This window comes from Kribbella sp. NPDC006257 (assembly GCF_040613535.1).
Taxonomy (GTDB): Bacteria; Actinomycetota; Actinomycetes; order Propionibacteriales; family Kribbellaceae; genus Kribbella.
On sequence record NZ_JBEXSJ010000047.1, the window covers coordinates 1 to 25,976 of the forward strand.

Below are 25,976 nucleotides of genomic sequence, written 5' to 3' on the forward strand. Positions count from 1 at the left end.
CAGCCGCCACCGGCGCCGGCGTCGGCCTGGCGGTCGAAGGCGGCGAGGGCGACGAAGCTCGCGCCGGCACCTGCTCCGAAGTACCCACGCCCGTACGGCGCGATTGCGGCGCCCGCCTCCCAGTACGGAACCCGGCGATGGCCGACCATGACGTACCGGACCTCGGGCTCCTCGCCCGCCTTCAGTCGCGCCGCGTCCTGTGCGCAAGCCGGCACCTTCCGGGTACCGCGAGCCGGCTGGTTCCAGAGAACGTCGGTCGTGGACGGCCCGTGCTGCGGGTTGAAGAAGCATGGCACCCGTCGCTCGGGCACCGGTTCACCGGCGACACGCGCCCGGACGCAGACGATCGCGTACCGCCCGGCCGCGAGAGCATCCGTCACGGAGCTGATCGAATCCGCCGAGTTGATGTCTCCGACGGCGCGCTGGGCGGCCTCGTAGGCATCGAGCCCGGCCTGGTAGTCGAGCCGGGTCTCCGCGTCGAGTTCGACGCCCTCCACGACCCCGCCAAGCCGGGTGAGTTCTTCGCCGAGCAGCGTCACGTCCTCGTCGGCCAGCTTCTTGACCTGTTCGAGCTCCGCCGCGTCGCCCCGCCTGGCAGCGCGCCGGTCCCACACATAGCGGCCGGCCAGCGCCACTCCGCCCCCACCGAGCACAGCCAGTAACCAGGTCACACCTCGACGATAGGTCCTGAGGCGTTCACCAAGACCGACCTGTCTTCTTCCGGCCGAATAACGCTCGGTCTCAGGCGGTCTGGGTGAGCAGGTTCCTCAGCGTGTACTTCGTCGCCGGGTCGGCCGGTGTGTAGGTGACGACGGTCTGGTCGTCACCGGGCAGCTCCAGCGACTCGAGCGAGAAGACCAGCCGCCCGGCGGTCGGGTGGTTGAGGACCTTCGGGCAGTGCGACCGGCTGCTGACGTCCTGCGTGTTCCAGTACGCCGTGAAGTCGGCGCTCCGGGCCAAGAGTTCGCCGACGAGTTCCGCGAGCTCAGGGTCGTCCGCGTACTCCGCGGAAGCTCGCCGGAGCTGGGCAACAGCGTCCTTGGCGACGAGTTCCCAGTTGTCGTACAACGTCCGTGCGGAACGGTCCAGGAAATAGTGCCGCGCCAGGTTCCGTTCGGCCGGCTCCATCGCGTCGAAGTCGGCGATCAGCGCATCTGCTGCGGGGTTCCACGCGAGCACGTTGCTGAGCCGGTCCAGTACTAGGGCCGGCACCTCTCGCAGCGACTCGATCATCGCCGCGAGCGCGGGTCGTACGACAACGGGCGCCGGCCCGGTGCGAGGGGCCGGTGATGCCAGCGACAGCAGGTGGTTCCGCTCGTCCTCGCTCATCCGCAACGCATCCGCGACGGCCTTCAGTACTACGGCCGACGGGTTCGCGGCGCGGCCCTGTTCCAGCCGGATGTAGTAGTCCATGCTCACGTTCGCGAGCATCGCGACTTCCTCGCGGCGCAGGCCGGCCACCCGGCGGTCCGGGACGGCGGGCAGACCGACCTCCTCGGGACGCACCCGGGCGCGGCGGCTCTGGAGGAACTCTCCGAGCTGGGGCCTGGTCGTCACATCGGCAAGTATCCACCACCCTGGGGCGACCTGGGTGGTACTGCCAGACCCACGGTCGAGGCGGATCTGGTTCTGCGGGCAGCCGCCCGCGACGGTGGAGGTATGACACATCGTGTAGCCCTGATCACCGGCGCCGCCAGCGGAATCGGCGCCGCCATCGCAACCCGGCTGGCTGCGGACGGCGCCGCTGTCGCTCTGCTGTCGCGGCGTCCGGACCGGCTGGAGAAGCTCGCCGCGGGGATCGCGGAGTCCGGCGGCACCGCACTCGCAGTACCGGCCGACGTGACGGACGCCGGATCACTCGCCGCGGCCGCTCAACTCGTGCAGAGCCGGTTCGGAGATCTGGATCTGCTGGTGAACAACGCCGGCGTGATGCTGTTCAACCCGTTCGAGCAGCAGCCCGCGGAGGACGGCCGGCAGATGATCGACATCAACCTGGCCGGCGTCCTGAACACCACCCGCGCCTTCCTCCCCGCCCTGCAACGCTCGGCGGCGACTCGCAGTACGGACCTCGTGAACGTCTCGTCGATCGGCGCCGACCGCTATCTGGCCGGTATGGCGGTGTACGGCGCGACGAAGGCCGCCGTCAGCTATCTGTCCAGGGCCCTCCGCCTGGAGGTGGCGGGACAAGGCATCCGCGTCACCAACCTCGAACCTGGAATGACGGGCGGCACGGAGCTCGCCGACAATTTCCCGGCGGACCTCCAGGCCATGGTGAACGACCTTCGCAGCTCGCTGCCGGCAGTCCAGCCGGAGGAGGTCGCCGACCTGATCTCGTACGTCGTCAGCCGCCCGCGGCACGTCAACCTTCCGCACCTCGTCATCCAGCCCTCGAAAGAAGTCTGAGTCCGGTGGGTGGAAATTGAGCCGCCGCGGTCCGGGCGGGGTGACAACATGACCGTATGGTCGACACTCAGCTGCTGCTGGCGTTCATTGTCACCACTGCGGTGGCGATGATCGTGCCCGGACCGGACATGTTGTTCATCCTCGGCTGTGGCATTCGTGGCGGACCCCGGGCCGGGCTGCTCGCGACGTGTGGCGTGGCGACGAGCGAGACGATTCACGTGGCGCTCGCCGCGGCCGGGTTGACCGCGTTGTTCGTGGCAGTCCCGACGGCGTTCACCGTCGTACGGATCGTCGGTGCGGCCTACCTCATCTACCTGGGTGTTCAGGCGATCCGCGGCCGGGGCAAGCTCGACGTCACCGAGGACTCCGGGCAGGCCGGGATCGGCGGTCGCCAGGCCTACCTGCGCGGCCTGACGACCAATCTGCTCAACCCCAAGATGGTCACCTTCACGATCGCGCTGCTCCCGCAGTTCATCAACCCGGCCCTCGGGCACGTCTGGATCCAGTTCGCGATTCTCGGCTCGATCCTGGTCGTCTTCGAGTTCCTGGTCGACGGCACCGTCGGCGTCCTGGCCGGCCGGATCGGCTCCACCCTGCGCCGTCGCCGCGCAGTACGCCGCGGCCTCGACGTCACCGCCGGCGGCATCTTCATCGGCCTGGGTGTTCGCCTGGCCGCTGAGCGATAGGCCCGTTCAGCGGGCCAGGTGGAGGTGGATGTCGGCGACGGAGATCTCTACTCGCTGACCCCAGCCAACTGACAACGTGTCGGACTCTATGCCGTCGCCGAAGATCACCAGGTCGGACTCGGCGGTGATGAGTAGCGAGTCGGTGGCGGTCAGAAGCCCTTCTGTGTAAGAGGTTCCGGTGGCCGGGGACGGCCAGGCTTCGCGAACGAACCAGCAGAGCGCCGGATCGGTCGCTCCTGGCAAGCGCAGTGGCGAGTGGCGTTCCTGCCAGGCTGAGCGGCACCACCCCGTTGACCCTGTGCCGGTGCCGACCAGCAGCCCTGAGGAGGATTGGCGTTCCTCCAACCCCTCCGGTGTCGCGAGCCGATAGCGCGCCGACTGATGCGTCCGATGCCCCACATAAACCTCATTTAAAGCCAGCAGTCGCTGCCCGTCATCGGTGCTGGCGGCAACCATCGTGCGTTCCTCGACCGAGAACCCCCGCAGCAACCCCGCCACCGCACCAGGCTCATGCGGAACCAGTACGCCGGGGTTGCGCGACGGCTCCGGATCGACTCCGATCACCGGCTGCCCGTCCAGGTACTTCGCGACGTTGGCCACCAGACCGTCCTGCCCGACCGCGATCACCAGATCCTCCGGCCCGAAGACGAACCGGTCGAGATCGTTGCGCTCGGCAACAGCTCGTCGCCAGTCCAGCGGAATCGCGACCGATACCGCGGCGAGCGCCTCCTGCTGGGCCTGATGGCGGGCATCGAGTTCGGCCAGATCGCGACCGCGCGAGGTCAGGAAGAAGCCGGCCTGCTGGCGGGTGCCGTGCCGGGCGACCAGCTCCGTGAGTTCGGTCGCCCGGTGCACCACCACCGCCCGGGGTGGCAGGCTCATTCCTGGCTCGCCAGCTTCGCCAGCAGCGGGGTGATCAGGTCCGGCGTCAGGTTCAGCGTGCCGATCTCCGGCAGCGCGCCCTGCTTGATCGCGAGCGCCAGGATCGTGCCCTGGCTCAGCTCGGCGTACGCCTCGAGCAGTGCCTTCTCGGCAGCAGCTTCGGCCGCACCCAGCACTCGCTTCGCGTCGGCGTCGGCCTCGGCGAGCTGCCGGCGCCGGGAGGCCGAAGCCTCCGTCTCGATCCGTCCGGCCGCGGCCGCCTCGGTCGCGCGCTGCCGCTCGTTCTGTCCCTTCTGCGTGACGAGTTGCTCCTCGCGCCGGGCCAGCTCGATCTGGTTCTGCAGCTCGTTCTCCGCGATCGACCGCTCCCGCTCGACGGCCATCGCACGCCGTTCGTACGTCGCCTTGTCGGCCGCCTGCTGAACCATCTCCCGGGTCGGAGTCTGCAGCGCCCGCTCCACATCACTTTCAGCCCGTACGGCGACCACGCGGACGTCCTCGACGCCGATCCCGATACCGGTCAACCGCTGGTCTTCCCGCAAGCCAGTGCTCACCGCGAGCCGCAGCGAGGCCATCCCCTCGGACAGTGCCTGCGTCAACGTCATCCGGGCGAGCAGATCGAGTGCCGTCTGCTGAGCCAACTCGGTCAGCAGGCCGCCGAGTTGTTCCAAGGGGGTGGCCCGCCAGAGCCCGGTGTCCGGGTCGATCCCGAAATCGAGCCGGGTCGAGGCCAGCGCCGGATCGATCACCCGGTAGGTGACCGTGGCCTGCACCACCACGTCCTGGAAGTCGACCGTCCGGCCGTGGAACAGCAGCGGCTGCTCGCGGTCGTCGACCGGGATCTCGCTCAGCGACGAGTTCAGGGCCCGGAACCAGAAGGCCTGCCCTGCCCCGTCGTGCGCGAGCTTGCCGTTGCGCAGGTGCCGCACGTGGGTGGTCGGGTTGGCCCGCAGGTGGCTGATGAACCGGAACCTGGTGATGTCCGCCATGGCACTGTCTCCTCTTTTGTCGTCACTTTGACGATAAGGGTTCGATCGCTTTTCGTCAAGATGACGATTAGAGTGCTTCTTCATGGACTTCGAGCCGATGGGCGTCGCCGCCGACCTGGTGATCCTCACCGTTCGTGACGGGGAGCTGCAGGTGCTGCTGATCCGGCGCGGGATCGAGCCGCACAAGGGTCGCTGGGCGTTACCGGGCGGCTTCGTCCGGCCGGCGGAGGATCTGGAGGCGGCCGCCCGGCGTGAGCTCGCCGAGGAGACCGGCCTGGTGTCCGACCGGATCCACCTCGAGCAGGTCGCGACGTACGGCGAACCAGGTCGCGATCCACGCGGCCGGGTGGTGAGCGTGGCGTACCTCGCGCTCGTTCCGGATCTGCCCACCCCGGTGGCGGGGACCGACGCCGCTTCGGCGAGGTGGGTGGCCGCTTCCGGCGTACTGGCTGATCCTGATCGGATCGCATTCGATCACCATCGGATCCTGGTGGACGGGGTGGAGCGGGCCCGGGCGAAGCTGGAGTATTCGCCGCTGGCGACGGCGTTCTGTGCGGACGAGTTCACGATCTCGGAGCTGCGGGGGATCTACGAGGCGGTCTGGGGGACGCCGCTCGACCCGCGGAATTTCCACCGCAAGGTGACCAGGACCGACGGCTTCGTCGTACCGGTCGGGGCGACCACTACGCGCGACGGCGGCCGGCCGGCGCAGCTGTTCCAGCGCGGCCCGGCGACGTTCCTCTACCCACCGCTCAATCGCGGCTGAGAACCAGCGTCATGAGCTGCTCGGCGGTGATCAGCTCGGTGTGAGTCCCGGCTGACCCGCACGCCCAGGCGCCCGCGATGGTGCCCGCCTGCGCTGCTTCCTCCCAGCTCCGGCCGTCGAGCCAGGTCGCGAGGAAGGCGGCGACATAGGCGTCACCCGCGCCGTTGGTGTCGACGACCGGCCGATCGGGGATCTCGATCGCCGGGATGTGCACCGGCTTCTCGGTGGGGACGTGCAGGTAGCTGCCGCCGGCGCCGGCCATCGCGACCACCGCCTGGGCGCGGCCGTGCGCGAAGATCCAGCCGATCGCGTCGTCGGGCAGCGCCGCGGCGGAAACGAAGACCACATCGGCCGCGGTCGCGAAGTCGCGGTGGTAGTCGTCGACGCCGTTCCAGTCGTGCAGATCGGTGGAGACCGAGCAGTCGGCCATCGCCAGGTCGGGCAGCGCCTGGCGGGCGAAATCCATGATCGAGACGTGCACGTGCCTGGTCCGGACCACGTCCGGGCGCCACAGATCGGGGTGCACCTTGAGTCCGTCGTACTGCGGCCGGCGGGCGTCGTAGAGCGAGACCCGGCGCCCGTCGGGGGAGACCAGGTTCACCGCGCGCCGGGTGCCGCCGGGGGTGAGCACCGCGGTGAACGGGATGCCGAGCTTCTGGTAGGTCCAGCGGATCCGGTCGCCCTCGTCGTCGTCACCGATCACGTCCGCGATCGCCGCGTCCAGGCCGAGCCGGTGGCAGCCCAGGACGACGCCGTGCCCGGTGTGCCCGACGTACGACTCGATCGGATCGACGGTGATCGTCTCCCGCGCCGGCAACGGCAAGGCCGGCACCCGCACGATCGTGTCGACGCCCACGCCACCGATCACGAACACATCCACGCCTACCACCTGTCCCCACTCGCCCGCCTCATTCCCGCACAGTCAACCGCCCACCACAAGACCGCATCCACCTTTGTGGGACGACTTGACCCAGGACTGAGGTTGGCATCGGCAGCCGGCCCGGACCGTGTTCTCGACCACGTTCCGAGCCGTGCGTACCGGACTGGTGCCGTTCAGTGAGAAGGCCTACTGCTTGATCGGGGCGCCGGTCTTTTCCTGGAGTTCTTCGAAGGTGACGCCGTCGGCGAGTTCGACCAGGTGGAGGCCGTCGTCGGCGATGTCCAGGACGGCGAGGTCGGTGATGATCCGGTTGACGACGCCGCGGCCGGTATAGGGCAGGTCGCACTCCTCGAGGATCTTGTGCGAGCCGTCCTTGGCGACATGCTCCATCAGCACGATCACCTTCTTGGCGCCGTGGACCAGGTCCATCGCGCCGCCCATCCCCTTGACCATCTTGCCCGGGATCATCCAGTTCGACAGGTCGCCCTTGGCGGAGACCTGCATCGCGCCGAGGATGGCCGCGTCGATCGCGCCGCCGCGGATCATCCCGAACGACAGCGACGAGTCGAAGAACGATGCCCCTGGCAACGTCGTGACGGTCTCCTTGCCGGCGTTGATCAGGTCCGGGTCCTCGTCGCCCTCGACCGGGTACGGGCCGACGCCGAGGATGCCGTTCTCGCTCTGCAGGACGACGGTGACGCCGTCGGGGATGTAGTTCGGCACCAGCGTCGGCAGGCCGATGCCGAGGTTGACGTACGAGCCGTCCTCGAGTTCGGCCGCGGCCCGGGCGGCCATCTGCTCACGGGTCAGTGGCATCTCAGGCCTCCAGCTTCTGACGGGCGGCCTCGTAGGCCTCGCGGGGTTGGACCGTCCGCTTCTCGATCCGCTTCTCGATGTCCTTGCCGACAGCAACGATGCGCTGGACGTAGACGCCGGGCAGATGGATCTCGTCCGGGTTCAGCTCACCAGGCTGGACCAGTTCTTCCACCTGCGCGATCGTGATCCGCCCGGCCATCGCCGCCAGCGGGTTGAAGTTGCGGGCGCTCCGATCGAAGATCAGGTTGCCGTGCGTGTCGCCCTTCAGCGCGTGCACCAGGCCGAAGTCCGTCGTGATGGAGTGCTCGAGCACGTACGTCGTACCGTTGATCTCGCGCGTCTCCTTCGGCTCCGAAGCCTTCGCCACCGAGCCGTCGGTGTTGTACTTCTGCGGCAGCCCGCCCTCGGCCACCTGGGTGCCGACACCCGCCAGCGTGAAGAACGCGGCGATCCCGCAGCCGCCGGCCCGGAGCTTCTCGGCGAGCGTGCCCTGCGGGGTGAGCTCCACCTCCAGCTCACCGGAGAGGAACTGCCGGGCGAACTCCTTGTTCTCGCCGACGTACGACGACGTCATCTTCGCGATCCGCTTGTCCGCGAGCAGGATGCCGAGTCCCCAGTCGTCGACGCCGCAGTTGTTCGACACGACGCTGAGCCCGCTCACCCCCTTCGCGTGCAGGGCCTCGATCAGCTGCATCGGGTTGCCGCACAGTCCGAAGCCGCCGACCGCGAGGCTCGCACCGTCGCCGATGTCGTCGACCGCTGCCTGCGGCGTCTCGTACGTCTTGTCCATCAGGCTGCTCCATTGCAGTTGGGTGTCCGCTCGACTCTAACCAGCGCCCAGACATCCGGCGAGAGTCATCCGCTGTGGCCAGAACCACAGCCGTCAGAACTCGAGTACGCCCCACTCGCTCGGCTTGTGCATGTTGACGACGTACTGCGGGGACCAGACCCAGAAGTCCTGCTCGGAACCCTTGCGGTACTCGCCGTCCACGACCTGGTGGTTCCACTCGATCCGCATCAGGTTCATCCGCCACTCGTCACCGGCGTCCGGCCGCGGCTTGCCCTGGTTGAACTGCGCCAGCTCGGCCCACGGCAACGCCAGCTCGACCGACCAGGCCGCATCGGTGTCCGACGGGTCGTTGAGGGTTCCATCGACGTGTACTGCGGAGCGCAGGCCCGGCAGGTTCGTCGGGCTCACCGCGTGACCGCCGTCGTCGTACGGCTTGGTGAGCGTGAGCTCCCAGAGGGTGCTGAGCGGGTTGACCTCGAGCTCGTAGTAGTTGAGCCCGTCGCCGTCCGGGTCGAGGAACAGTTCGAAGTTGTTCTCCTCGAACAGGTACGTGTTCATCTCGGTCATCGTCGACCAGACATGCGGCTCCTCGAGCAGGCCGCCGACGTACAGGAAGTCGTCGTCGTACATCAGCTTGGCGCGGGTCCGGAACCGGGGCGCCGGGCTGTCGCCGCCGCGGATGTCGACGAAGTCGGTGGTCCAGGGCGCGTTCTCCCAGGCCGGGTCGGTCAGGGTGCCGTCGAGATTCGGTACGGCGGTGGTGCGCAGGCACTTGTAGCGGGGGAGTTCAGGCATCGGCTCGCTCCAACCGTCCGGCGATCAGGTGTGCGACAAGGAAGGTGACGGCGGACAGCACCGGTACGACGAGCAGGTTCCACGTCGACGACAGGTGATCCGTGAGGAAGGCCAGCACGATCAGGAGCATGAACATCACCCCGAGGAACGCGACCAGCCGCGGATGCGGCATCGCCAGCTTGGTGAGTGCCAGCGCGGCCAGGACGATCGTGACGACCACGGTCAGGACGAGCAGCGGGAACCCAACGGCACCGCAGTTCGGGGTGTCGCGGATCTGGTTGCAGCCCTGTTCGCTCAGCCAGATGCAGGCGATCATGACGAAACCAGCCAGCAGCCCCACCACCGCCAGAACCAGCAGCGGCGGCAAGGGTGGCGCGTCGAACCGCCCCTCGTCGGCCTCTTCCGCTGCTTCCGCGTCCGCCTCCTCGAGCGCCTCCTCCAAGTCGGCCGGCACGCCGTGCCCCGCCTCCTCGGCGTCGCTCACGTCGTCGCTCATGCCCGCAGGCTATCGATATCCCGCTCAGGTTGCGCCGAGGGACGTGGCCACCGCAGTGCGGAGTTCTTCGTCGGTGGGCAGCGGGACGCCGGTCTCGGCGGCGAGTTCGGCCAGGGAGACCATCGTCACGTCGTGCAGGCCGCAGGTGGTGAAGGTGTGGAAGACGCTCATCTCCGGATCGCGGTTGATCGAGAAGCCGTGGCTGGTCACGCCGCGCCTGATCCGCATGCCGATCGAGCACAGCTTGCGATGGTCCTCGGTCCAGACACCCACCAGGCTGCTCGCGCCCTTGGGAGTGTCGCGCCGGATCAGCGGGAATCCCAGCGACCCGAGGGCGTCGATCAGCCCGTTCTCGACCCAGCGGACGACGTCGACCACGCCTCGCCGCTTCAGGTCGATGACCAGATACCCGACCAGCTGCCCGGGCCCGTGGTACGTCGCGAAGCCGCCGCGGTCCACCGCGACGGTCGGGATGGCCGCGGCCTCAGCCGGCAGATCGGCAAGCGAGGTGCGCGGCCCGTACGTGATCACCGGCGGATGACTGAGCAGGAACAGCCGGTCCTCGGCCTCGCCGTCGATTCGTTCGGCGACCCAGGTCGCCATGTCCTTCGTGGCGACCTCGTACTCGACCTCGCCCAGATCCACCCTCTGCACGACACCACCCTAGGCAGTGCCGCAAAAGAAAGTGAGGGTGGTGACCAAGTGGTCACCACCCTCATCTGTCGGGCTGACAGGATTTGAACCTGCGACCTCGTCGTCCCGAACGACGCGCGCTACCAAGCTGCGCCACAGCCCGAAGTCGGCGTTAGCTTACATGCGCCTACCGCTGGGACGAAATCGGGTTAATCCGGGGCACCAGAGTGAGCAGCGTCGCCTCCGGCCGACAGGCGAAACGGACCGGCGCGTACGGCGAAGTGCCGAGGCCGGCCGACACGTGCAGGGCTGCCTGGCGGCCGTTGTAGCCCCAGCTGGTCAGACCCTTCACCCGCGACGTGTCCAGGTCGCAGTTGGTCACCAGAGCGCCGTACAGCGGTACTGCGAGTTGGCCGCCGTGGGTGTGTCCTGCAAGCACCAGCGGATACCCGTCACCGACGAAACCGTTCAGGACCCGCTGGTACGGCGCGTGGGTGACCCCGATCGACAGATCCGCCGCGGGATCCACCTCACCCGCGACCTCGGCGTACCGGTCTCGCTTGATGTGCGGGTCGTCGGTGCCGGCGAAGTCGAGGCGGAGCCCGTTCACCTTGAGGCTGCCCTTCGCGTTGTTCAGGTCGGTCCAGCCGGCGTCGGTGAAGGCTTTGCGCATCTCCTCGAACGGGAGGTCGGGACCGTGCGGCTTGTGGCGCTGTTTCTGGGCCGGGAGCAGGTAGTTGACCGGGTTCTTGAAGTGCGGCTTCCAGTAGTCGTTGGAGCCGAAGACGAAGACACCGGGCAGGTCCAGCAGGGCTCCGTGTGCGCGCAGAAGGGGCAGCACCGAGTCGGGGCTGGAGATGTTGTCGCCGGTGTTGACGACCAGGTCCGGCTCGAGCTTGGCGAGCTCGTTGACCCAGCGGATCTTGCGCTCCTGGTTCGGCATCAGGTGCAGGTCGGACAGGTGCAGCACCTTGATCGGGTCGGCGCCGGGCGGCAGCACCGGTACCGTGAACCGGCGCAGCGTGTACCAGCGGACCTCGATCCCCGCCGCGTACGCCACGCAGGCGGCGCCGACGCCGGCCACGACGGCAGCGGTCTTCAGGGCAGACCCCGTGAAACTCATTTCACCAGCCTGCCACAATCGTGGGCATGTCCAACTCCGAGATGAAGCAGCGCCTGCACGACGACATGACCGCGGCCCTCAAGGCGCGCGACGAGATCCGCAAGTCGACCCTGCGGATGGCGCTCACGGCCGTGACCAAGGCGGAGGTGGCCGGCAAGGAGGCCCGCGAGCTGTCCGACGCGGAGGTTCTCGAGGTCCTCGGTGCAGAGGCCAAGAAGCGCCGCGAGTCCGTCACGGCGTACCGCGAGGCAGGCCGGGCCGAACTGGCCGACAAGGAGCAGGCCGAGGCGGACATCCTCGCCGAGTACCTCCCCGAGCAACTGACCGCCGAGGAGATCGCCGCCCTGGTCACCGAGACCATCGCCGCGACCGGCGCCGCCGAACTCGGCCCGCGCGGCATCGGCAAGGTGATGGGCGCCCTCCAGCCCAAGGTCAAAGGCAAGGCCGACGGCGGCGCCGTCTCCGCCGAGGTAAAACGCCAACTGGCCGGCTAGCGCCCGGCGCAAATTGCAACAGCCTGCAAGTGTCAAAAGCTGCAACTTCCACAACTCGCATTTTGCAGACGTAGGGTCCGGGCAGGATTGCAACAAAATGCAATCTCGTTCGGACCACTTCCCGGTGTCAACGGGGCGGGGTTAGCGTCAGGCAAGAAGTCGTTTCCGTCCATTGCCTGACCGCTCCGTCCGGCATTTGCATACGACGCGTTATCTTCGCTGCCGCATGCCCCGGTTCGGAGCTCTGAGGTGCTCACCGGAGGTTTTATGTCGAAGAATCTGTTGCGTCGGGTGGTGCTGGCTCTGGGCACATTCGTGGCCATGGTGGCGCTGACCGGACTCACCGCGACCACCGCGTCGGCGGTCGGCTGCACCGGTACTGGTTGTTACAACAAGGGCCCGGTCGCCATGGGGTGCACCGCGGACCAGCGAGCGATCTCCAGCGGGGAGTACGACGTCGTGGTGATCTATTCGCCGGCGTGCAGGGCGGCGTGGGTCCAGTCCTATGCGACACCGAGCTTCTGGTGCATCTCGTTGCAGATCGAGCGCGGTTTCTACGACCACGATCACAACCTGATCGTCGACAAACGCCTCAGCACCAGTTCTGCCCCGGCGAGACAAAAGAGTGGACCAACATGTTCGGCGGCGGCTGGTACTGGCGCGGTGTCTGGGCCGACTCCCAGGGACCGGATTCGTACAGCCCGTGGGTCTACCGGTGATCCACCGATAAGGAATGTGAGTGATTGACATGCGCAATATCACTGGCGTACTGCGGGTGTTCGCCGCCGTCACCCTAGCTGCTGGCGGATTGACGGGGCTGACGACGGCGCCCGCTCTCGCCGCACCGCCCTGCACCTACGCAGGCTGCAACGGCCTGGACCCGGAGACCACCGGATGCTCCAAGGATGCGGTCACCAAGGACGACCTCGAGGCCAGTCTGATTCTGGCCGAACTGCGCTGGTCGCCGAGCTGTCACGCCTTCTGGACAAGGCTTCGCCACGATTCGTCGGTCGGTGGACTCGGCGAGTACGCCTTGATTCAGGGTGGCAAATGGAACGAGAACGGTGATCCGACGGCCATGATCACCTACACCAGCAATCCCAACGGGCACCAGTGGACGAAGATGATCTCCCAGGCCTACCCGTGGGAGATGTTCTGTGTCTACACGGCCAGGGACGACGGCTGTCGCCGGGTGACGCTGTAGGAGAGTGCAGAAGATGCACAACCACCGATCGTAGCAATGTGAAGGCGGGCCGCACAGAACGTGCGGCCCGCCTTCCTGTGCTCAGCGTAGCGTTCCGTCACCTTCGTAGGACAGGAAGAACGACGCACCGGTCACCGGTCGGTAGCCCGCCCTGGCGGCAATTCGGGCGAGCGCTTCACCATCCAGACGGTAGGTGCCGCGAATGTCCTCCTCCTCGGGGAGAGCCAGGATCTCGCGGACCTCCCGGCCGAGCAGGCCCGGGACCGTCACTTCGTCGATCAACCACTCCGTTTCGTCGGAGAAGACTTCGATCGTCCAATCGCTACTTTTCGACTTCACGGCCGGGCTCCGGGGGTTTCGTCTGTTCGCCGGTGTCGGGATCGTATTCGCCGAGATGTTCCTTGCCGCTCTTGCTGTACTTCTCGACAGCGCCGTGCTGGCTGTCCCATTCGTAGATACAGCCCTTCTTGTCCTTCCAGCGCTTTCTGAGCTTACCGCCGCCCTGCACAGAGGTCTTAGGCTTCGCAGGTTTGGCATCCGGGAACGCAGGCAGCGTCTTCGGCGGCGGATAGTAGTTCTGACCACTGTTGTTGGACCAGTTGCTGAGCCCGTAATCGATGGCTGAGGAGACCGCCCAAGCCACGACCACGACCGCTACAACCACCACCACGGCGACCACGACGGCCGCGACAAGGGCCGCGAGTGGCGCCAGCAGGAAGGCGAACCTCCCGAGCGGATCGACCGCGTTGAGCGGGTTGTTCTGGGCATAGCCGTAGGCGCTCTGGGTGTTGCGGACGTCCGGGTCGACCGACAGGAACTGGGCGGTGGACGGGTCGTAGTACCGCGCTCGCAGGTAGAGCAGACCCGACTCCGGATCGGCGTACTGGCCTGCGAACTGGAGCGGAGTGGATGCGCTGCCTCCGTGGCCCACGACCACGCCGTACGGGCCGTAGCTGTAGCTGCCGGTCAGGGCACCGGCCGCGTCGGTCAGACCTCGCGTCGAGCCCAGCTGGTCGTGGAAGTACCACTGGCTCGCGGTCGGCGAGATCTGTTCGATCGGTGTGCGGCCCGGGCCGTAGAGGTAGCTGGTGGTGCCGTCGGAAAGCAGGCTCGCAATCTCACTGCCGTCCCAGGTGAACTGGGTGGTTGTGCCGCCGACGGTTTTGGACGCCCTTAGTCCGTTGCCGTCGTAGCGATAGGTCGCGGATGTCGAGCCACTGATGCCGACCAGGTGGTTCGCCTGGTCGTAGGCATAGTTCGTAACCGTGGCGCCGGCGGTCTTCTTGGTGCGGTTGCCCTGGTTGTCGTAGGCGTAGACAGTGGCGCCCGCGACCGGACTCCCGCAGGTCGGGTTGGCCGGCGCCGTACCGGTGACCGACCAGCACAACTGCTGGGCGGCGTCGAAGACCTGGTTGGCCGCGCCGAGCTGGATCGGGTTGTCGGCTGCGTCGTAGCCGAAGCTGACCGTGCCGGTGCTCGAGGTCGACGACTTGAGCTGCTCGGTCGGCGTGTAACCGAAGGTCTGCTGACTACCGGGCAGACCTGTGGGGGTCTCGCCGACGACCTGATTGGCTGCGTCCCGCGCGTAGCCGAGCGAGGCCAGAGTGGTCGTCCCCTTCTTGAGGGTGTCCGAGATCGGAGTTCCTGCATCGTCCAGGACAGTGGTTGCGACGGTCCCGTTCGGAGAAGTCGTCGATTGCCAGTGGCCGTCGGCGTCGTAGCCGAACGTCGTCGATCTGGCATTCCAGTCCTTGACCGCGCTGAGCCGGTCGGCCTTGTCGAAGGTGTTGGTCACCGTTCGTCCGGTCGCGCCCGGATAGCCGATCGAGACCTGGTTGTTGTTCTCGTCGTACCCGAAGGTGGTGACAGCGCCCGCGCCCGTGGTCCGGGACGCCGGCTGACCGAATGTCGTGTAGGTGCTGGTGGTCGTCCCGGTTCCGTCGGTCATCGTGGTGACCCGGCCTGCCGGGTCGTAGGTGATGGTGCTGACGTCGGGCGTGGCGCTGTCCGAATAGTCGATCGAGGTCGGCCGTCCGGACGGATCGTAGGCGTAGGTCGTCACCCGGCCGGCCGGATCGGTGATGGTCTTCAGATTGCCTGCGGAGTCGTAGCTGGAGGACGTCCGCCGGTTGTTCGCGTCGGTCCGGCTGACCTGCCGGCCCTGGGCGTCGTAGCTGTAGACCGTGGCCGCGTTCTTGCCGTCGATCGTCCTGGCGACGGTCGAGTCGCCGTTGTACTCGGTGCGGTTCGAGCTGTTGTCCGGCCGGGTCACCGAGACGGCCCTGTCCAAGGCGTCGTAGGCGGTAGTGGTCGTCCGGTTGTTCCCGTCGGTGCCTGAGATCTGGTTGCCGTTGGCATCGAATTTTGCCGAGACGACGTGCCCCAACGGGTCGGTGGCCCTGATCCGGTTGCCCCAGCCGTCGTAGCCGTAGCTGGTGCAACCCTTCGTCGGTGGGGTGCACCCCGGCACAACGCCCGCGGCGACCCCGATCGGCGAGACAGTCGAGGTCAACAGACCCCGGGCGAGGTCGTAGCCGTACCTCGACTTGTTGTTCAGCGCGTCAGTCGAGCTGATGATGTTCCCGGCGGCGTCGTAGCTGGTGCTGACCGGGTTCCCGCGCGCGTCCACGGCACGAGTGGCGTCGCCCGGATGGGCCGCGTCCTCGTAGTACAGGCTGACCTGTCGTGCTGAGGTCTCGTCGCCGATCTCTTGCTGCGTGACGCCGGTCAGGACGCCGATGCCCGCGGTGCCGGCCGGGATGTGCCCGGCCTCGTCATAGGCATAGAGGGTTTCCAGGCCGGCCGGATCGACTGTCCTGACCAGGTTGTCCTTGTCGTCGTACTCCGAACTGGTGGTGAAGCCCCGGGCGTCGCTGGCCAGTGTCTGGTTGCCGTGGTCGTCGTACGTGAAGGTCTGGAGGTTCCCGATCGGGTCGCTGATCGATGTGACGCCGAGGCTGATCGGGTCATAGGTGTAGGTCCAGGTGCCCGCATCCGCCGTGCCGGCGCCCCGGGTCTCCGACTGCAGCATCCCGTCGGAGTACGTGTAGAGCACTGCATGCCCGGCCGGATCGGTGACCCGCACCTGACCGGCTGTCGGTCCGTAGTCGAAGACGGTGACGCCACCCGCCGGGTCGGTCTGTTGCGTGACCCGCTCTGCCGCGTCGTAGACCATCGAGGTGACCGGCGTCGGACTCGCTGCACTGCCGTACTGCGCCGGCTGCCGCATCGTGGTCATCAGATGCGCCGCGTTGTAGCCGAACTGGGCGTGATCATCGTTCTGCAGAGTCGGCGTACGGGTTGTGCCGACGCCGTACACATCGGTCAGATTGCCTGCCGCGTCATAGCCGTAGGTGACTGTACGTCCGGCAGTGTCCGAGAGGCCGGTGATGTGGCTACCCGTCCAGGTCAGCGTGTATCGGCGACCGCCAGGGTCGGTGATCGTGCTCAGCTGACCGGAGGAGTTGTAGGCCAAGGTCGTCGCGTACTGCGTGGTTGCCTTCAGGCCGGCCAGGTCGGTCTCGGACGTCAGGTGCCCGGTGGCCACATCGAAGCGGAAGACCTCCTTCGACCGTCGAACGAACGTGTAGACGGAGCCCGATCTGGCCAGGGTCGCGTTGTAGCGCGGCGAAGAAGGCGTATAGGTACCGTTGGCATTGGTGAAGACGACCTGTGAACCGTCCTCCTGCTTGACAGTCACATCACCGCTGGTTCCGTCGGTGCTGGAGCTCAGGTTGTACGAGTGCGTCCAGCCCCAACCGAACGGACCATTGATGGCGAGAGATGCGTTCGGTCCGGACGGGCTCGCGGTCGCCGAGGCGTAGGTCCGGGTGAAGTCGAGCGGCATGCCTCGACCCGGTGTCGACAGATCGGTGAAGGACTCGCCGAAGAACCCGGTGCTGGTGTCGACCGGGTCTCCCGCGGTACGGCGGACGCAGCCGCACTGCACCCAGGCCGGGTTGCTCCCCTTCGGTGCGTCCTTGACGCCGGGTGGGCCGCCGATCGGCTGACCCGGCGTACCGCCCATCGGGATGAAGGCGACCGCGTCGTACGCGACGTCGAAGTCGGCCAGGTGCATGTTGCCCGACCCCGTGACGTCGCTCTTGTTGGTGAGCTGGACATTGCCGCCGTTCTCCATCGCGAAGGTGCCGATGGTGACCCACTCCTCCGACCCCCAGTTCTGGTTCACCCGGAACTTCCATGGCCGCACACCACCACCGGGATAGATCGAATAGACGACGTTGGTCGCCGTGGCAGCGGTGGACGGAAAGTGGAGTTTCACCTTGTAGTACTGGAGTTTCGGCAGGTTCGGTGTCCACGTACCGGTGTTGATCAGATCCGGGTTCTCGCCGGTCTCGGTATGGGTGAACAGGACGTGACCACCGAATCCGACGCCGGCCTGGTGGGTGTCGATCGCGCCGATCTGATCACCGGAAGCGTTGGTGCCGTACGAGTAGGTGAAAGTGCCACCTTGGGTCCAGTTCGAGGCGCCGCAACCGACCCGGTTGAGTGGCGGCTGGCTCTGCGACTCGTCGACGATGATCGGCGCTCCATGGCCGGTGTTCGGGACCTTGCCGGTGTCGAGCGAGCAAGTCGGTGGATGAGGGTGTGGATAGACCATTGCCGGTTCGGTCGACCCGGCAGTAGCTGTATAGGCACTCGTGGCGCAGGTCGTCGTACAGTCCGTCACGGTGGTCACCGGCTGGTGCCACCAGCATTGGAAGCTGGCGAGAGTGCAGTACTTCGGGTTCTGCTGACCCGTCGCATCGCACTTGTTGTCGGTGGTGCAGAAGGTGCCCACCGGCGGTATCTGTAGCCAGCTCTTGCCACCGTGATAGTCAGGCTTCGCATAGGCGGCCTCCCCGAATCGCTTGATGGGCTGCCCCATCCAGCCCATCACCCGTTCCTGGTAAGGCCAGTCACCCGGATGAGCTGCATCCGCGTAGGTGTCGCGGAGGTACGGCGGGCGGTTCGGTGGATAGTCCGGGTTGCGAGGGTTGTTCGACCATCCGAGACCCCACGTCCCGTCCGGGCCTGTGCAGGTCGGACTGGGGATGCATCCGGTCGTGTTGCCGAAGGCGGCAGTGGGCTGGATGCCGGAGTTGTAGGCCCAGGCAGCCAGATACCAGTTCTCCAGGTAGCGTGGGTTGCCTCCGTTGAGCGTGATGCCCGCGTCGTACAGCTGGTTCCAGGTGCGCTCCAGGATCTGCAGGCCGGCGGAGACGTTCTCCTGGTAGTCCACGCCGATCTTTGTCTGCCCGTTGACCGAGTAGACAGTGTCGCCCTTGGACATTCCTGTGGTGACCTGACCGAGGCCGTAGCCGCAGTCGGCCTTGGTGTAGTCCATGTGCGAGATCGACCCGCCGGCGCCGTAGTAGTCGCCGATCAGCGGGCCGCCCGCGATGCCGGGCAGCGCGTGCCAAGAGGCCTGGCTGAAGTTGCTTTCCTGAGCCACGATCGCCTGGTACACCGACCGCGGCACGGAATCGAAGCTGTCTGATGCCGGATGCTTGAGCGGAACCCGCGCGAAGTCGGTGTTCGGCGCGTAGGACGCCAGGCCGAGATTCGCGTAGCCCGGAGGACGGGTGTAGCTGGTGCCGGTCAGCAGGCCTTGCTCGGCCATCTGGATTCCCCAGGCCACCTGGGCGGTGCCGGGCTGCAGGACCTGCCGGTTCTCCGCCAGGCGTTCTACCGCACACTTCGGCGTACCGGCTGCTGCGACCTTCTCCCCGGAAGCTGCCGCCATCTGCCCAGCCACGGTCACGGATGCCGGCAGCTCGGTAGTGACCTTGGCGGAGGCTGCGGGCGCTTGCTGGGTGACCAGCATGCCGGTGGAGGTCTCCGCCATCAGTGGTGCCGCAGACTCTGTGCTGGGACCGGACCCGGTGAGGATGCGGCCATCCAGGGATGCGGACGAGACACCCAGTGGCAACCTGGCCATGCCGGCGCGCAGTAGCCCGGTCGAGGCCGAAAGAGCGGTGGTGCCCGCGACGACCGACCGGCCGGATCTTCCCTGCAGCAGTCGGACAGCTCGGGCCGGGCCTTGCCCCAGCTTGCTGAGTTTCCCGCCCCGGAACCTCATCACCGAGGCGACCGCTTCGTCGTCCGGCCGGACGACGAAATCGACTCCGCCCGATGACGGGCGGAGGTCGTAGGCCACACCGGTCAGCTGAGCGAGTCCCACCGGAGACGACTTACCGGCTCCGTCTTCAGGGATCCGCACCAGCATGTCGCCCTGAACGCCGACCGGCCCGTCGATGGTGGGAACGACCGAGGTGATCTGACCGTCGACCTCGGTGGTGTGGCGGATTGATCCGGAGGCCAGGTCGACCGAGAGGATCTGGGTCTTGCGCTGGTTCTCGCCTGGATTGACGACGAACTCGGCCAGGTCCGTCGTACCGCAGCCTGGGGAGTGGTACTTCACGGCCACGCCGCTCGCGACGGGTTTCACGGCACCGGTGGCGAGATCTACCGAGTAGGCGAAGCCGCCATGATCGCGAGCGGCGGCCCGGTTGACGGCTGAGGTGGGCAGAACTGCCACAGCGGCGTACCTGCCGTCGCCCGACACGCACTGATAGCCGGTCCACGACTCGGCATCCAGACCGCCTGGTCTCAGCACCGCCAGGTCTCGCCACTTGTAGCCACTAGGGCCTGTCGCGGCACTCAGGTGATAGCCCGACTGATCGCCCCAGCCGTTCAGCACGACATCAGGGGCTGGTTGCGAGGCTGTTGCCCGGCTTGCTGTCGCGGGGGCGGTGACCATTTGGGCTGGGATCGCGTCAGCACGGATCCCGTTTCCGCTGACCAAGGAGGTCGCGAGAAGAAGAATCATGGCCGGCATTCGTGCAGAAGACACGTGACCTCACTTAGTAAGAGGCGTTGGCCCGGCGACGCTGCCGATGGGCCTGGACCCGCAGGGCAACCTATTTCCGTCGGCCCAGCGGAGCAACGCACCTTCCGAGAATTGCATGTTGTTGCAACGCCCGGGAGCGGCCCGCGTTGCAACAACATGCAATCTCCGCCCGTCCGGCTTCCCGGTTCAGCGGTCCGGGGCTAGCGTCAGACCGAGTATCGATTCCGTCCCGCTCCGGTCTTCGCACACAACCCATTTCATTCGCTGTCGCATGCCTGACTCGGAGCCCTCTGTTGCTATCCGGAGGTTAGTGTGCCGGAAATCCTTCTGCACCGGTTGCTATAACAAGTGCCCTGATTGCCATGGTTGTACAGCGGATCAGCGAGCGATCTCAAATTCGGATCACGACATTGTAATGATCTATTCGCTGGCCCGGGTTCAGTCGTATTCCATGGCGAACTTCTGGTGCATCTCGTTGCCGATCGAGCAGGGCTACTACGACCGCGATTCGTACAGCCCGTGGGTCTACAGATGATCCACTGACAAGAATGTGAGGGATTGATGCACAAGTTGAACACTGTGTTGCGGGTCGCCGTCGCGTCTGCGGTAGCGGCGGGCGGTCTCGTCGGTTTCGCGTCTGCGCCCGCGCAGGCCGCTGCCCCGTGTACCTACGCAGCCTGCAACGGACTGGATCCCGAAACGACCGGATGCTCGAAAGACGCGGTTACCAAGCTGGATCTCCAGGCAAGTTTGATTCTTGCAGAATTGCGCTGGTCGCCGAGTTGTCATGCGTTCTGGACCCGGCTCAGGTGGGATCCGGCCAACGGTGGAATCGGTCAGTATGCCTACATCGCCGGCGGCGTTTACGACGCAAACAACAAGCCGGTGACGAAGATCGTCTACACATCCGACCCGGAGGGCCATCCCTGGACCAAGATGATCTCCCAGGCTTATCCGTGGGAGCGGTTCTGCGTTTTCACGGCCACTGACGACGGCTGCAAGATTACCAATCTCTGAATTCACTGACCTGACACACGGATTGTGAGAGGACTTCGATGTCGAGCTTGGAAAATGCGGTACGAGTCGTTGCGGCGGCCGCCGTGGCCGGTGCTTCGCTGGTAGGCATCAACGCGGTTCCGGCCAGCGCGGCCACCTGCACCTATACACGGTGCAACGGGCTGGACCCGGAGGCTTCAGGGTGTTCGAAGGACGCTGTGACGAAGCTGGATCTCCAGGCGAGCCTGATCCTCGCGGAACTGCGGTGGTCGCCGAGTTGTCACGCGTTCTGGACCCGGCTTCGCTGGGACTCGGAAAATGGCGGGATCGGCCAGTACGCCTATATAGCAGGTGGAATTTACGACGCCGACCACAAAGCCATCACGAAGGTCGTCTACACCAGCAATTCGGATGGCAGCGGGCCCAGTTGGACCAAGATGATCGGTCAGGACTATCCGTGGGAGCGGTTCTGTGTCTTTACCGCAAATGATGATGGCTGCAAGATCACGAACCTGTAGGCCCGATACGCCTTCGTCATTCCTGTGTTCGTTGCAGGTCGAATGCCTGTGAACTCCGTTCCGTCCAATTCGGAGAAGGTTCCTATGCGTGTTCAAAGATTGAGAAGCCGGGTCGCGACTGTTCTCGTCGCCGCGGCGGTCGTTGTTTCGCCGCTCACCGGCGTGTCCGCGCGGGCTGCCGCCGGTGTCCCGTCGCCCGGCGCCGGGAGTGGGCCCTCGGAGCCGTCTGTGGCACCGCCGGCGGGGCCGAAGGCGGTGCAGGTTGACGTCAAAGTCGCGGAGCGGGACCGGTTGCTCGGGCCCGGCTGGCAGAAGTCGACGGGCCGCGCCTGGACGTTGATCGGGTCGAGCGCTGGGCTCCAGGTGCTCGCCGCCGATGAGTCCAAGGGCTACCGCTGGCAGGTGCGGGCGACGCTCGGGGAGATCGGCTTCGACACCGATCAGTGGATCGGCAACGGGTGCCTGACCGGCTCCGGGCGGTATCTGGTCGTCGTTTACGCCCCGCGGAGCTTCACCAATGATCAGGTGGCCTTCGACAAGGCGGGCTTCTCGGCGGTCGTGGATCTGTCGAACGGGAAGGTGCGCAAGCTGGCTACGACCGCCAGCCTCGCCTACGCCAACCCGGGTTGTGGCACCGGCGAAACCGCCGTACTGAGCCAGTTCGATCACAAGAGCTCGCCGCGGACCCGGCTGATCGTCGTAAATGCGGCGACCGGCGCCGGTGCCGCGCCGAGGGTCGCCGCGGGCGAGTTGACCTCGGCCGTGCCGTACCAGGGCTCGGTCTGGGCCGCACAGGGCAGCAGCCTGGTCGAGGTCGGGCCCACCGGGCAGGTACGGAAGAGGGGATCGGCCACGGGAGCCCTCTCCCGGCTCCGGCCGACCACCGACGGGCGGATCGTGGCTACCGAGACGATCGGTGAGACCGCGCGCGTACTCGCCTTCCGCGCCGGTGGCTCGATGACCGGCTCTGTGCTGGGCTCGGGGCCGAGGAGCGCGGTCAAAACTCATCAGCTACCGCACGGCCAGGTGGCGCTGACCGGCACGACTCAGACCAAGGCGCTGGGCGCCGGGATCAAGACTCTGCCCTGGGCTGGTGAGGCGGAGAAGGTCGCGGACACCGGTGGGCTTGCGGTTCGTTCGGTGACAACGGAAGCCGGCGATCAGGTGACCATCGACGCGGTGACCGACCAGGCGAAACCGGTGCAGTTCGTCGTACCCGTTGCCGCTCTGTCGCCGGGAGACTCGTCGCCGGCACTCCGGACGGCCGCCGCGGGTGACGCCGACAATCCCATCGACAGCGCCGCTACCTGTGCGGTTCCGCGTAACGATGTCCGGACCCAGGCCTACCAGCCGAATCCACGGCAGGTGGAGTGGGCTGTCGATCAGGCGGTCAAGAACAACCTGAAGACTGCGCGGCCGGCCAACTGGAAGCAGTCCGGCCTGCCGTCGTACACCCCGCAGTTGATGACGAAGTTCCAGCTCCCGGCACTGCACGGTGGCGGGATGATCCCGCCGCAGATCCTGCTGGGTGTGCTCGCCCAGGAGTCGAACCTCTGGCAGGCGTCCGGCCACTCGATCGAGACGCTGACCGGAAACCCCCTGATCGGAAATTTCTACGGGCGGGTCAGCAACGGCTGGGAAATCGACTTCAGCAAGGCGGACTGTGGCTACGGCATCGGTCAGATCACCGACGGTATGCGGAAAGGCAGCACCGTGTGGGGTGGTCTGAACGAGCAGCGCGCCATCGCACTCGACTACACGGTGAACATCGCCGCGGCCGCGAAGATCCTGGCCGAGAAGTGGAATCAGCTGTACGACGCCGGTGTCCTCATCAACGGTGGCAACAGCGCCCGGCTGGAGTCCTGGTTCGGGGCTGTCTGGGCTTACAACAGCGGGTTCTACCCGCAGGGCCAGGATCCGACCGGAGCCTGGGGCCTCGGCTGGACGAACAACCCGATGAGCGGGCTGTGGGATCCGGCGCGAAAGCCCTTCCTCGACTTCAACCACTACGCCGACGCGGCCCATCCGCAGGACTGGCCCTACCAAGAGAAGGTGATGGGCTGGGCCGCATATCCGTTGGTCAACCCCCGGCTCGGTGCGTCGTACCGGGCGAGTTGGTGGAGTGATGCCGGGATGGCCGGGACGATCAAACGCTCGGCGGTGAAACCGCCACTGGCCGCCTTCTGCGACGCGGTGAAGAACGAGTGCAAACCGCCGGTGCCACCCAACACCTCCAACTGCAGCAGGTCGGATATCAAGTGCTGGTGGCACTTCCCGGTCTCCTGGAAAGACTGCCTGAACGGGGCGGACGATCCCTGCGGTCACTATCTCGACCGGTTCGACACCACCTATCCCGAGCCGCAGCCGGACTCGTCGCACACGCCACCCGACCCGGAGCAGAACCCTGCTGCCTGCAGTACGGCGGGTCTGCCACCAGCGGCCGAGGTCATCGACGACATGCCGAACGGAGTGACGTCCTCGAGATGCTCCTCGGGATTCAGCTCGGCCGGAACCTTCAGCCTGCATTTCGCTTCGCAGGGAAACCCCGCTCAGTACACGTCGAAGATCGACTTCCATCAGATCGGTATGGGCTTCATGGGCCATGCCTGGTTCACCCACAGTCAGGCGAACAAGCCCGAACGTGAGGTGACGGGGACTTGGCAGCTGGGGCGCAGCCTGAATGGCTGGGCGAGGGTCATGGTGCACATGCCGGACACCCTCGGCGATGCCCAGCAAGCCCGGTACGTCGTCAATCTCGGCGACGGAACCACCAAGACGAGAGTGCTGCTGCAACACACCTATGCCAACAAATGGGTGTCTCTCGGCGTCTTCAAGTTCGCCGGTACGCCGAAGGTCTCGCTGTCCTCGAAGACGTTCGACGGCGACGGCAGCGAGGACATCGCCTGGGACGCGATCGCCTTCCAGTCGCTACCGGGCAAGCCGAGCACGATCGCGGTCTCGCTCGGTGACTCGTACTCCTCCGGCGAAGGTGCGTCCGAAACCGATGGCCGCGACTTCTACCGGGAATCCAACAACCACGGCTGGAACAGCGGTACCGGCGAGGCGGACCCGCACCGCAACGCCTGCCACCGGTCGCCGTTCGCCTGGTCGCGACTCGGCGTCCTGGCCGGCAGTTCGCTCCCGATCGGGCAACGCGCCGATGCGTGGGATCCCGCCGTCGAGCACGATCTGCTGGCCTGTTCCGACGCACACACCGAGAACCTGCTGCCCAATCTCACGGTGCCCGCCGGTCAGACGCCCCCACAGAACGGGTTCGGGCTGGATGGGAGAGGGCAATATCGCGAGGTGAGCGAACTGGACCGCGGCTTCCTGGACGAGAACACCACCCTGGTCACCTTGTCCATCGGCGGCAACGACGCGCGCTTCGGTCCGGTGATCGAGAAGTGCATCAAGCTGCTGACGGACGTGTGCCAGAACTCGACGCTCGAAGGAGACGGCTCACCGCTGAAGGATATCGAGCCGAATCTGATCGCGGGGCCGGTCGAGGACTCGGTGGTGACCGTGCTGACCGAGATTCGCAAGAGAGCACCGGCGGCCAAGATCATGCTGATGGGCTACCCGGGCCTGCTCGAGGGAGACGGTGGCTGCGTTCCTGGCATCGGTACGGCGGAAACTCCCTGGCTGAACGCGATGGGGGCACTGATCGCCCAGCACCTCGGCGAAGCGGTCGACCGGGTCGGCGGTGCCGCCGCGGGCGTCTACTTCTCCGACCCGCGGGACGAGTTCAAACCGAACGGTCCGAATCAGGTTGGCTACGGGATCTGCGGCAACCCGGCGAAGATCCGTGGCATCGTGACGACGCTGACCGACGGGGACGAACCGCTCACCTCGATCAGCTGGCCCGGAAAGGATCCTGCGGTCGGCTACTCGATCCAGTCGTTCCATCCGGACAAGAACGGCCAAATAGTCTATGCGCAATCCTTCAACGAGACTCTGCGGCGGATGGGCCTATGACCGACGGGCGGCGTAGTGCGCAGCGAGTTCGCTGGCGTTACGCCGCCGTCGTACCGGTGCTCCTCGTTGCGCTCGCGGCGTGTTCCGGCGGGCCTTCGGTGCAGGAGCGATCCCGTACGGAGGTTCGCGCGAAGGTGACCGCGGCCCAAGGACGGTTCGAGCAGGTACTGCGAACTCCCGGGGACTCGTATGCGGATCGGGCCAGGTCCGCCGTCGGTGACGACCAGTTCCCGGTCACCCTCGTCACCGAGGCTCGGGAGCAGTCGGGCATGGTCGAGGTTGTCGCGATCGTGACGGCGAAGACGACGAGCACCAAGCACGGATACGCCGAAGACTACGCCGCTCGCGCTTGCATCCGGCTGTCCGCCAGACCCGGCGCCGACGCGACCGCCACGGTGGCCGACGTGAACTGCCCCGACGTCAGAACCGCCGAACCGGCCGACGAAACCATCAGCGTCGCCTGACCCAACTGCGGCGACGAAATACCAAATCACGTGTGGACCGCCAATAACGACGACTGCAAAGAGATTCTCTAGCTTTGCTACTCGCGCAAGTGTGGTTCGTGCTGGAATCGAATCAGTTGGGCATTACGGCGAAAGAGGTCAGCTATCACCACGGTGATGGCGACTACCGAATTGAGCTCCGGTACTCGGCGAACTGTCACGCGGTGTGGACCC

At 66.4% G+C, this 25,976-nt stretch carries 23 protein-coding genes and 1 tRNA gene; 10 read left to right on the forward strand and 14 right to left on the reverse strand.

Annotated features, from left to right (window positions below; translation table 11 throughout):
* Window positions 1-671: hypothetical protein (locus tag ABZ004_RS36310; RefSeq protein WP_355686222.1), on the reverse strand; the 671-nt coding region annotated here is incomplete at its 3' end.
* 70 nt (window positions 672-741) lie between these two features.
* Window positions 742-1,557, reverse strand: coding sequence for a helix-turn-helix transcriptional regulator (locus ABZ004_RS36315; protein WP_355686224.1), 816 nt, complete (start codon window positions 1,555-1,557; stop codon window positions 742-744).
* 102 nt (window positions 1,558-1,659) lie between these two features.
* Here ABZ004_RS36315 and ABZ004_RS36320 point away from each other — a divergent pair, with 102 nt between their 5' ends.
* Both ABZ004_RS36320 and ABZ004_RS36325 read left to right on the forward strand, forming a co-directional pair.
* Window positions 1,660-2,403 (forward strand): SDR family oxidoreductase, encoded by a 744-nt coding sequence (locus tag ABZ004_RS36320; protein ID WP_355686226.1) that lies wholly within the window; start codon window positions 1,660-1,662, stop codon window positions 2,401-2,403.
* Window positions 2,404-2,459: 56 nt separating this feature from the next.
* The gene (locus tag ABZ004_RS36325) at window positions 2,460-3,089 is read left to right on the forward strand and encodes a LysE family translocator (RefSeq protein WP_355686227.1); all 630 of its coding nucleotides are present in this window, start codon (window positions 2,460-2,462) and stop codon (window positions 3,087-3,089) included.
* A gap of 6 nt (window positions 3,090-3,095) precedes the next feature.
* Here ABZ004_RS36325 and ABZ004_RS36330 read toward each other — a convergent pair whose 3' ends face one another.
* Both ABZ004_RS36330 and ABZ004_RS36335 read right to left on the reverse strand, forming a co-directional pair.
* The gene (locus ABZ004_RS36330; protein ID WP_355686229.1) at window positions 3,096-3,971 is read right to left on the reverse strand and encodes a hypothetical protein; all 876 of its coding nucleotides are present in this window, start codon (window positions 3,969-3,971) and stop codon (window positions 3,096-3,098) included.
* Complete coding sequence (locus tag ABZ004_RS36335) at window positions 3,968-4,960, reverse strand: SPFH domain-containing protein (protein ID WP_355686231.1); 993 nt, start codon at window positions 4,958-4,960, stop codon at window positions 3,968-3,970. Before ABZ004_RS36335 ends, ABZ004_RS36330 begins: the two co-directional genes overlap by 4 nt.
* A gap of 82 nt (window positions 4,961-5,042) precedes the next feature.
* Here ABZ004_RS36335 and ABZ004_RS36340 point away from each other — a divergent pair, with 82 nt between their 5' ends.
* A complete protein-coding gene (locus tag ABZ004_RS36340; RefSeq protein ID WP_355686233.1) occupies window positions 5,043-5,726 on the forward strand; it encodes an NUDIX domain-containing protein in 684 nt (227 codons plus the stop codon).
* Here ABZ004_RS36340 and ABZ004_RS36345 read toward each other — a convergent pair.
* The 8 genes from ABZ004_RS36345 to ABZ004_RS36380 form a co-directional block, all read right to left on the reverse strand.
* Entirely contained in the window at window positions 5,713-6,606 is an 894-nt protein-coding gene (locus tag ABZ004_RS36345; protein ID WP_355686235.1) for a PfkB family carbohydrate kinase, read from the reverse strand. The two genes, ABZ004_RS36340 and ABZ004_RS36345, sit on opposite strands and share 14 nt — an antisense overlap.
* 186 nt (window positions 6,607-6,792) lie before the next feature.
* Window positions 6,793-7,422, reverse strand: coding sequence for a CoA transferase subunit B (locus ABZ004_RS36350; RefSeq protein WP_355686237.1), 630 nt, complete (start codon window positions 7,420-7,422; stop codon window positions 6,793-6,795).
* 1 nt (window position 7,423) lies between these two features.
* On the reverse strand, window positions 7,424-8,212 hold the full coding sequence (locus ABZ004_RS36355) for a CoA transferase subunit A (protein ID WP_355686238.1): 789 nt from the start codon (window positions 8,210-8,212) through the stop codon (window positions 7,424-7,426).
* A gap of 93 nt (window positions 8,213-8,305) precedes the next feature.
* Window positions 8,306-9,007 (reverse strand): carbohydrate-binding family 9-like protein, encoded by a 702-nt coding sequence (locus tag ABZ004_RS36360; RefSeq protein ID WP_355686239.1) that lies wholly within the window; start codon window positions 9,005-9,007, stop codon window positions 8,306-8,308.
* The gene (locus tag ABZ004_RS36365) at window positions 9,000-9,503 is read right to left on the reverse strand and encodes a hypothetical protein (protein ID WP_355686241.1); all 504 of its coding nucleotides are present in this window, start codon (window positions 9,501-9,503) and stop codon (window positions 9,000-9,002) included. Before ABZ004_RS36365 ends, ABZ004_RS36360 begins: the two co-directional genes overlap by 8 nt.
* Before the next feature lie 24 nt (window positions 9,504-9,527).
* Window positions 9,528-10,157, reverse strand: a complete 630-nt coding sequence (lipB, locus tag ABZ004_RS36370; protein ID WP_355686242.1) for a lipoyl(octanoyl) transferase LipB — start codon at window positions 10,155-10,157, stop codon at window positions 9,528-9,530.
* 68 nt (window positions 10,158-10,225) lie between these two features.
* Window positions 10,226-10,299, reverse strand: a tRNA-Pro gene (locus tag ABZ004_RS36375).
* Window positions 10,300-10,323: 24 nt separating this feature from the next.
* A complete protein-coding gene (locus ABZ004_RS36380) occupies window positions 10,324-11,259 on the reverse strand; it encodes a metallophosphoesterase (RefSeq protein WP_355686243.1) in 936 nt (311 codons plus the stop codon).
* 26 nt (window positions 11,260-11,285) lie between these two features.
* Between ABZ004_RS36380 and ABZ004_RS36385 the strand changes: the two genes are divergently transcribed.
* From ABZ004_RS36385 to ABZ004_RS36395, 3 genes are all read left to right on the forward strand, one after another.
* The gene (locus ABZ004_RS36385) at window positions 11,286-11,753 is read left to right on the forward strand and encodes a GatB/YqeY domain-containing protein (RefSeq protein ID WP_355686245.1); all 468 of its coding nucleotides are present in this window, start codon (window positions 11,286-11,288) and stop codon (window positions 11,751-11,753) included.
* A 267-nt stretch (window positions 11,754-12,020) separates the two neighbouring features.
* The gene (locus ABZ004_RS36390) at window positions 12,021-12,500 is read left to right on the forward strand and encodes a hypothetical protein (RefSeq protein ID WP_355686247.1); all 480 of its coding nucleotides are present in this window, start codon (window positions 12,021-12,023) and stop codon (window positions 12,498-12,500) included.
* Between the two features lies 1 nt (window position 12,501).
* Window positions 12,502-12,957: a DUF2690 domain-containing protein gene (locus ABZ004_RS36395; protein ID WP_355686248.1), complete on the forward strand. Its 456-nt coding sequence runs from the start codon at window positions 12,502-12,504 to the stop codon at window positions 12,955-12,957.
* A gap of 81 nt (window positions 12,958-13,038) precedes the next feature.
* Here ABZ004_RS36395 and ABZ004_RS36400 read toward each other — a convergent pair whose 3' ends face one another.
* Window positions 13,039-13,296, reverse strand: coding sequence for a hypothetical protein (locus ABZ004_RS36400; protein WP_355686249.1), 258 nt, complete (start codon window positions 13,294-13,296; stop codon window positions 13,039-13,041).
* Entirely contained in the window at window positions 13,280-19,789 is a 6,510-nt protein-coding gene (locus tag ABZ004_RS36405; RefSeq protein WP_355686250.1) for a colicin E3/pyocin S6 family cytotoxin, read from the reverse strand. Before ABZ004_RS36405 ends, ABZ004_RS36400 begins: the two co-directional genes overlap by 17 nt.
* A gap of 582 nt (window positions 19,790-20,371) precedes the next feature.
* Here ABZ004_RS36405 and ABZ004_RS36410 point away from each other — a divergent pair.
* The 4 genes from ABZ004_RS36410 to ABZ004_RS36425 all read left to right on the forward strand — a co-directional run bounded on the left by ABZ004_RS36410 (window position 20,372) and on the right by ABZ004_RS36425 (window position 25,763).
* A complete protein-coding gene (locus ABZ004_RS36410; RefSeq protein ID WP_355686251.1) occupies window positions 20,372-20,827 on the forward strand; it encodes a DUF2690 domain-containing protein in 456 nt (151 codons plus the stop codon).
* Window positions 20,828-20,865: 38 nt separating this feature from the next.
* A complete protein-coding gene (locus tag ABZ004_RS36415; protein WP_355686253.1) occupies window positions 20,866-21,324 on the forward strand; it encodes a DUF2690 domain-containing protein in 459 nt (152 codons plus the stop codon).
* An 84-nt stretch (window positions 21,325-21,408) separates the two neighbouring features.
* On the forward strand, window positions 21,409-25,299 hold the full coding sequence (locus tag ABZ004_RS36420) for a hypothetical protein (RefSeq protein WP_355686255.1): 3,891 nt from the start codon (window positions 21,409-21,411) through the stop codon (window positions 25,297-25,299).
* Window positions 25,296-25,763, forward strand: coding sequence for a hypothetical protein (locus tag ABZ004_RS36425; protein ID WP_355686256.1), 468 nt, complete (start codon window positions 25,296-25,298; stop codon window positions 25,761-25,763). Before ABZ004_RS36420 ends, ABZ004_RS36425 begins: the two co-directional genes overlap by 4 nt.
* Window positions 25,764-25,976: the final 213 nt, after the last annotated feature.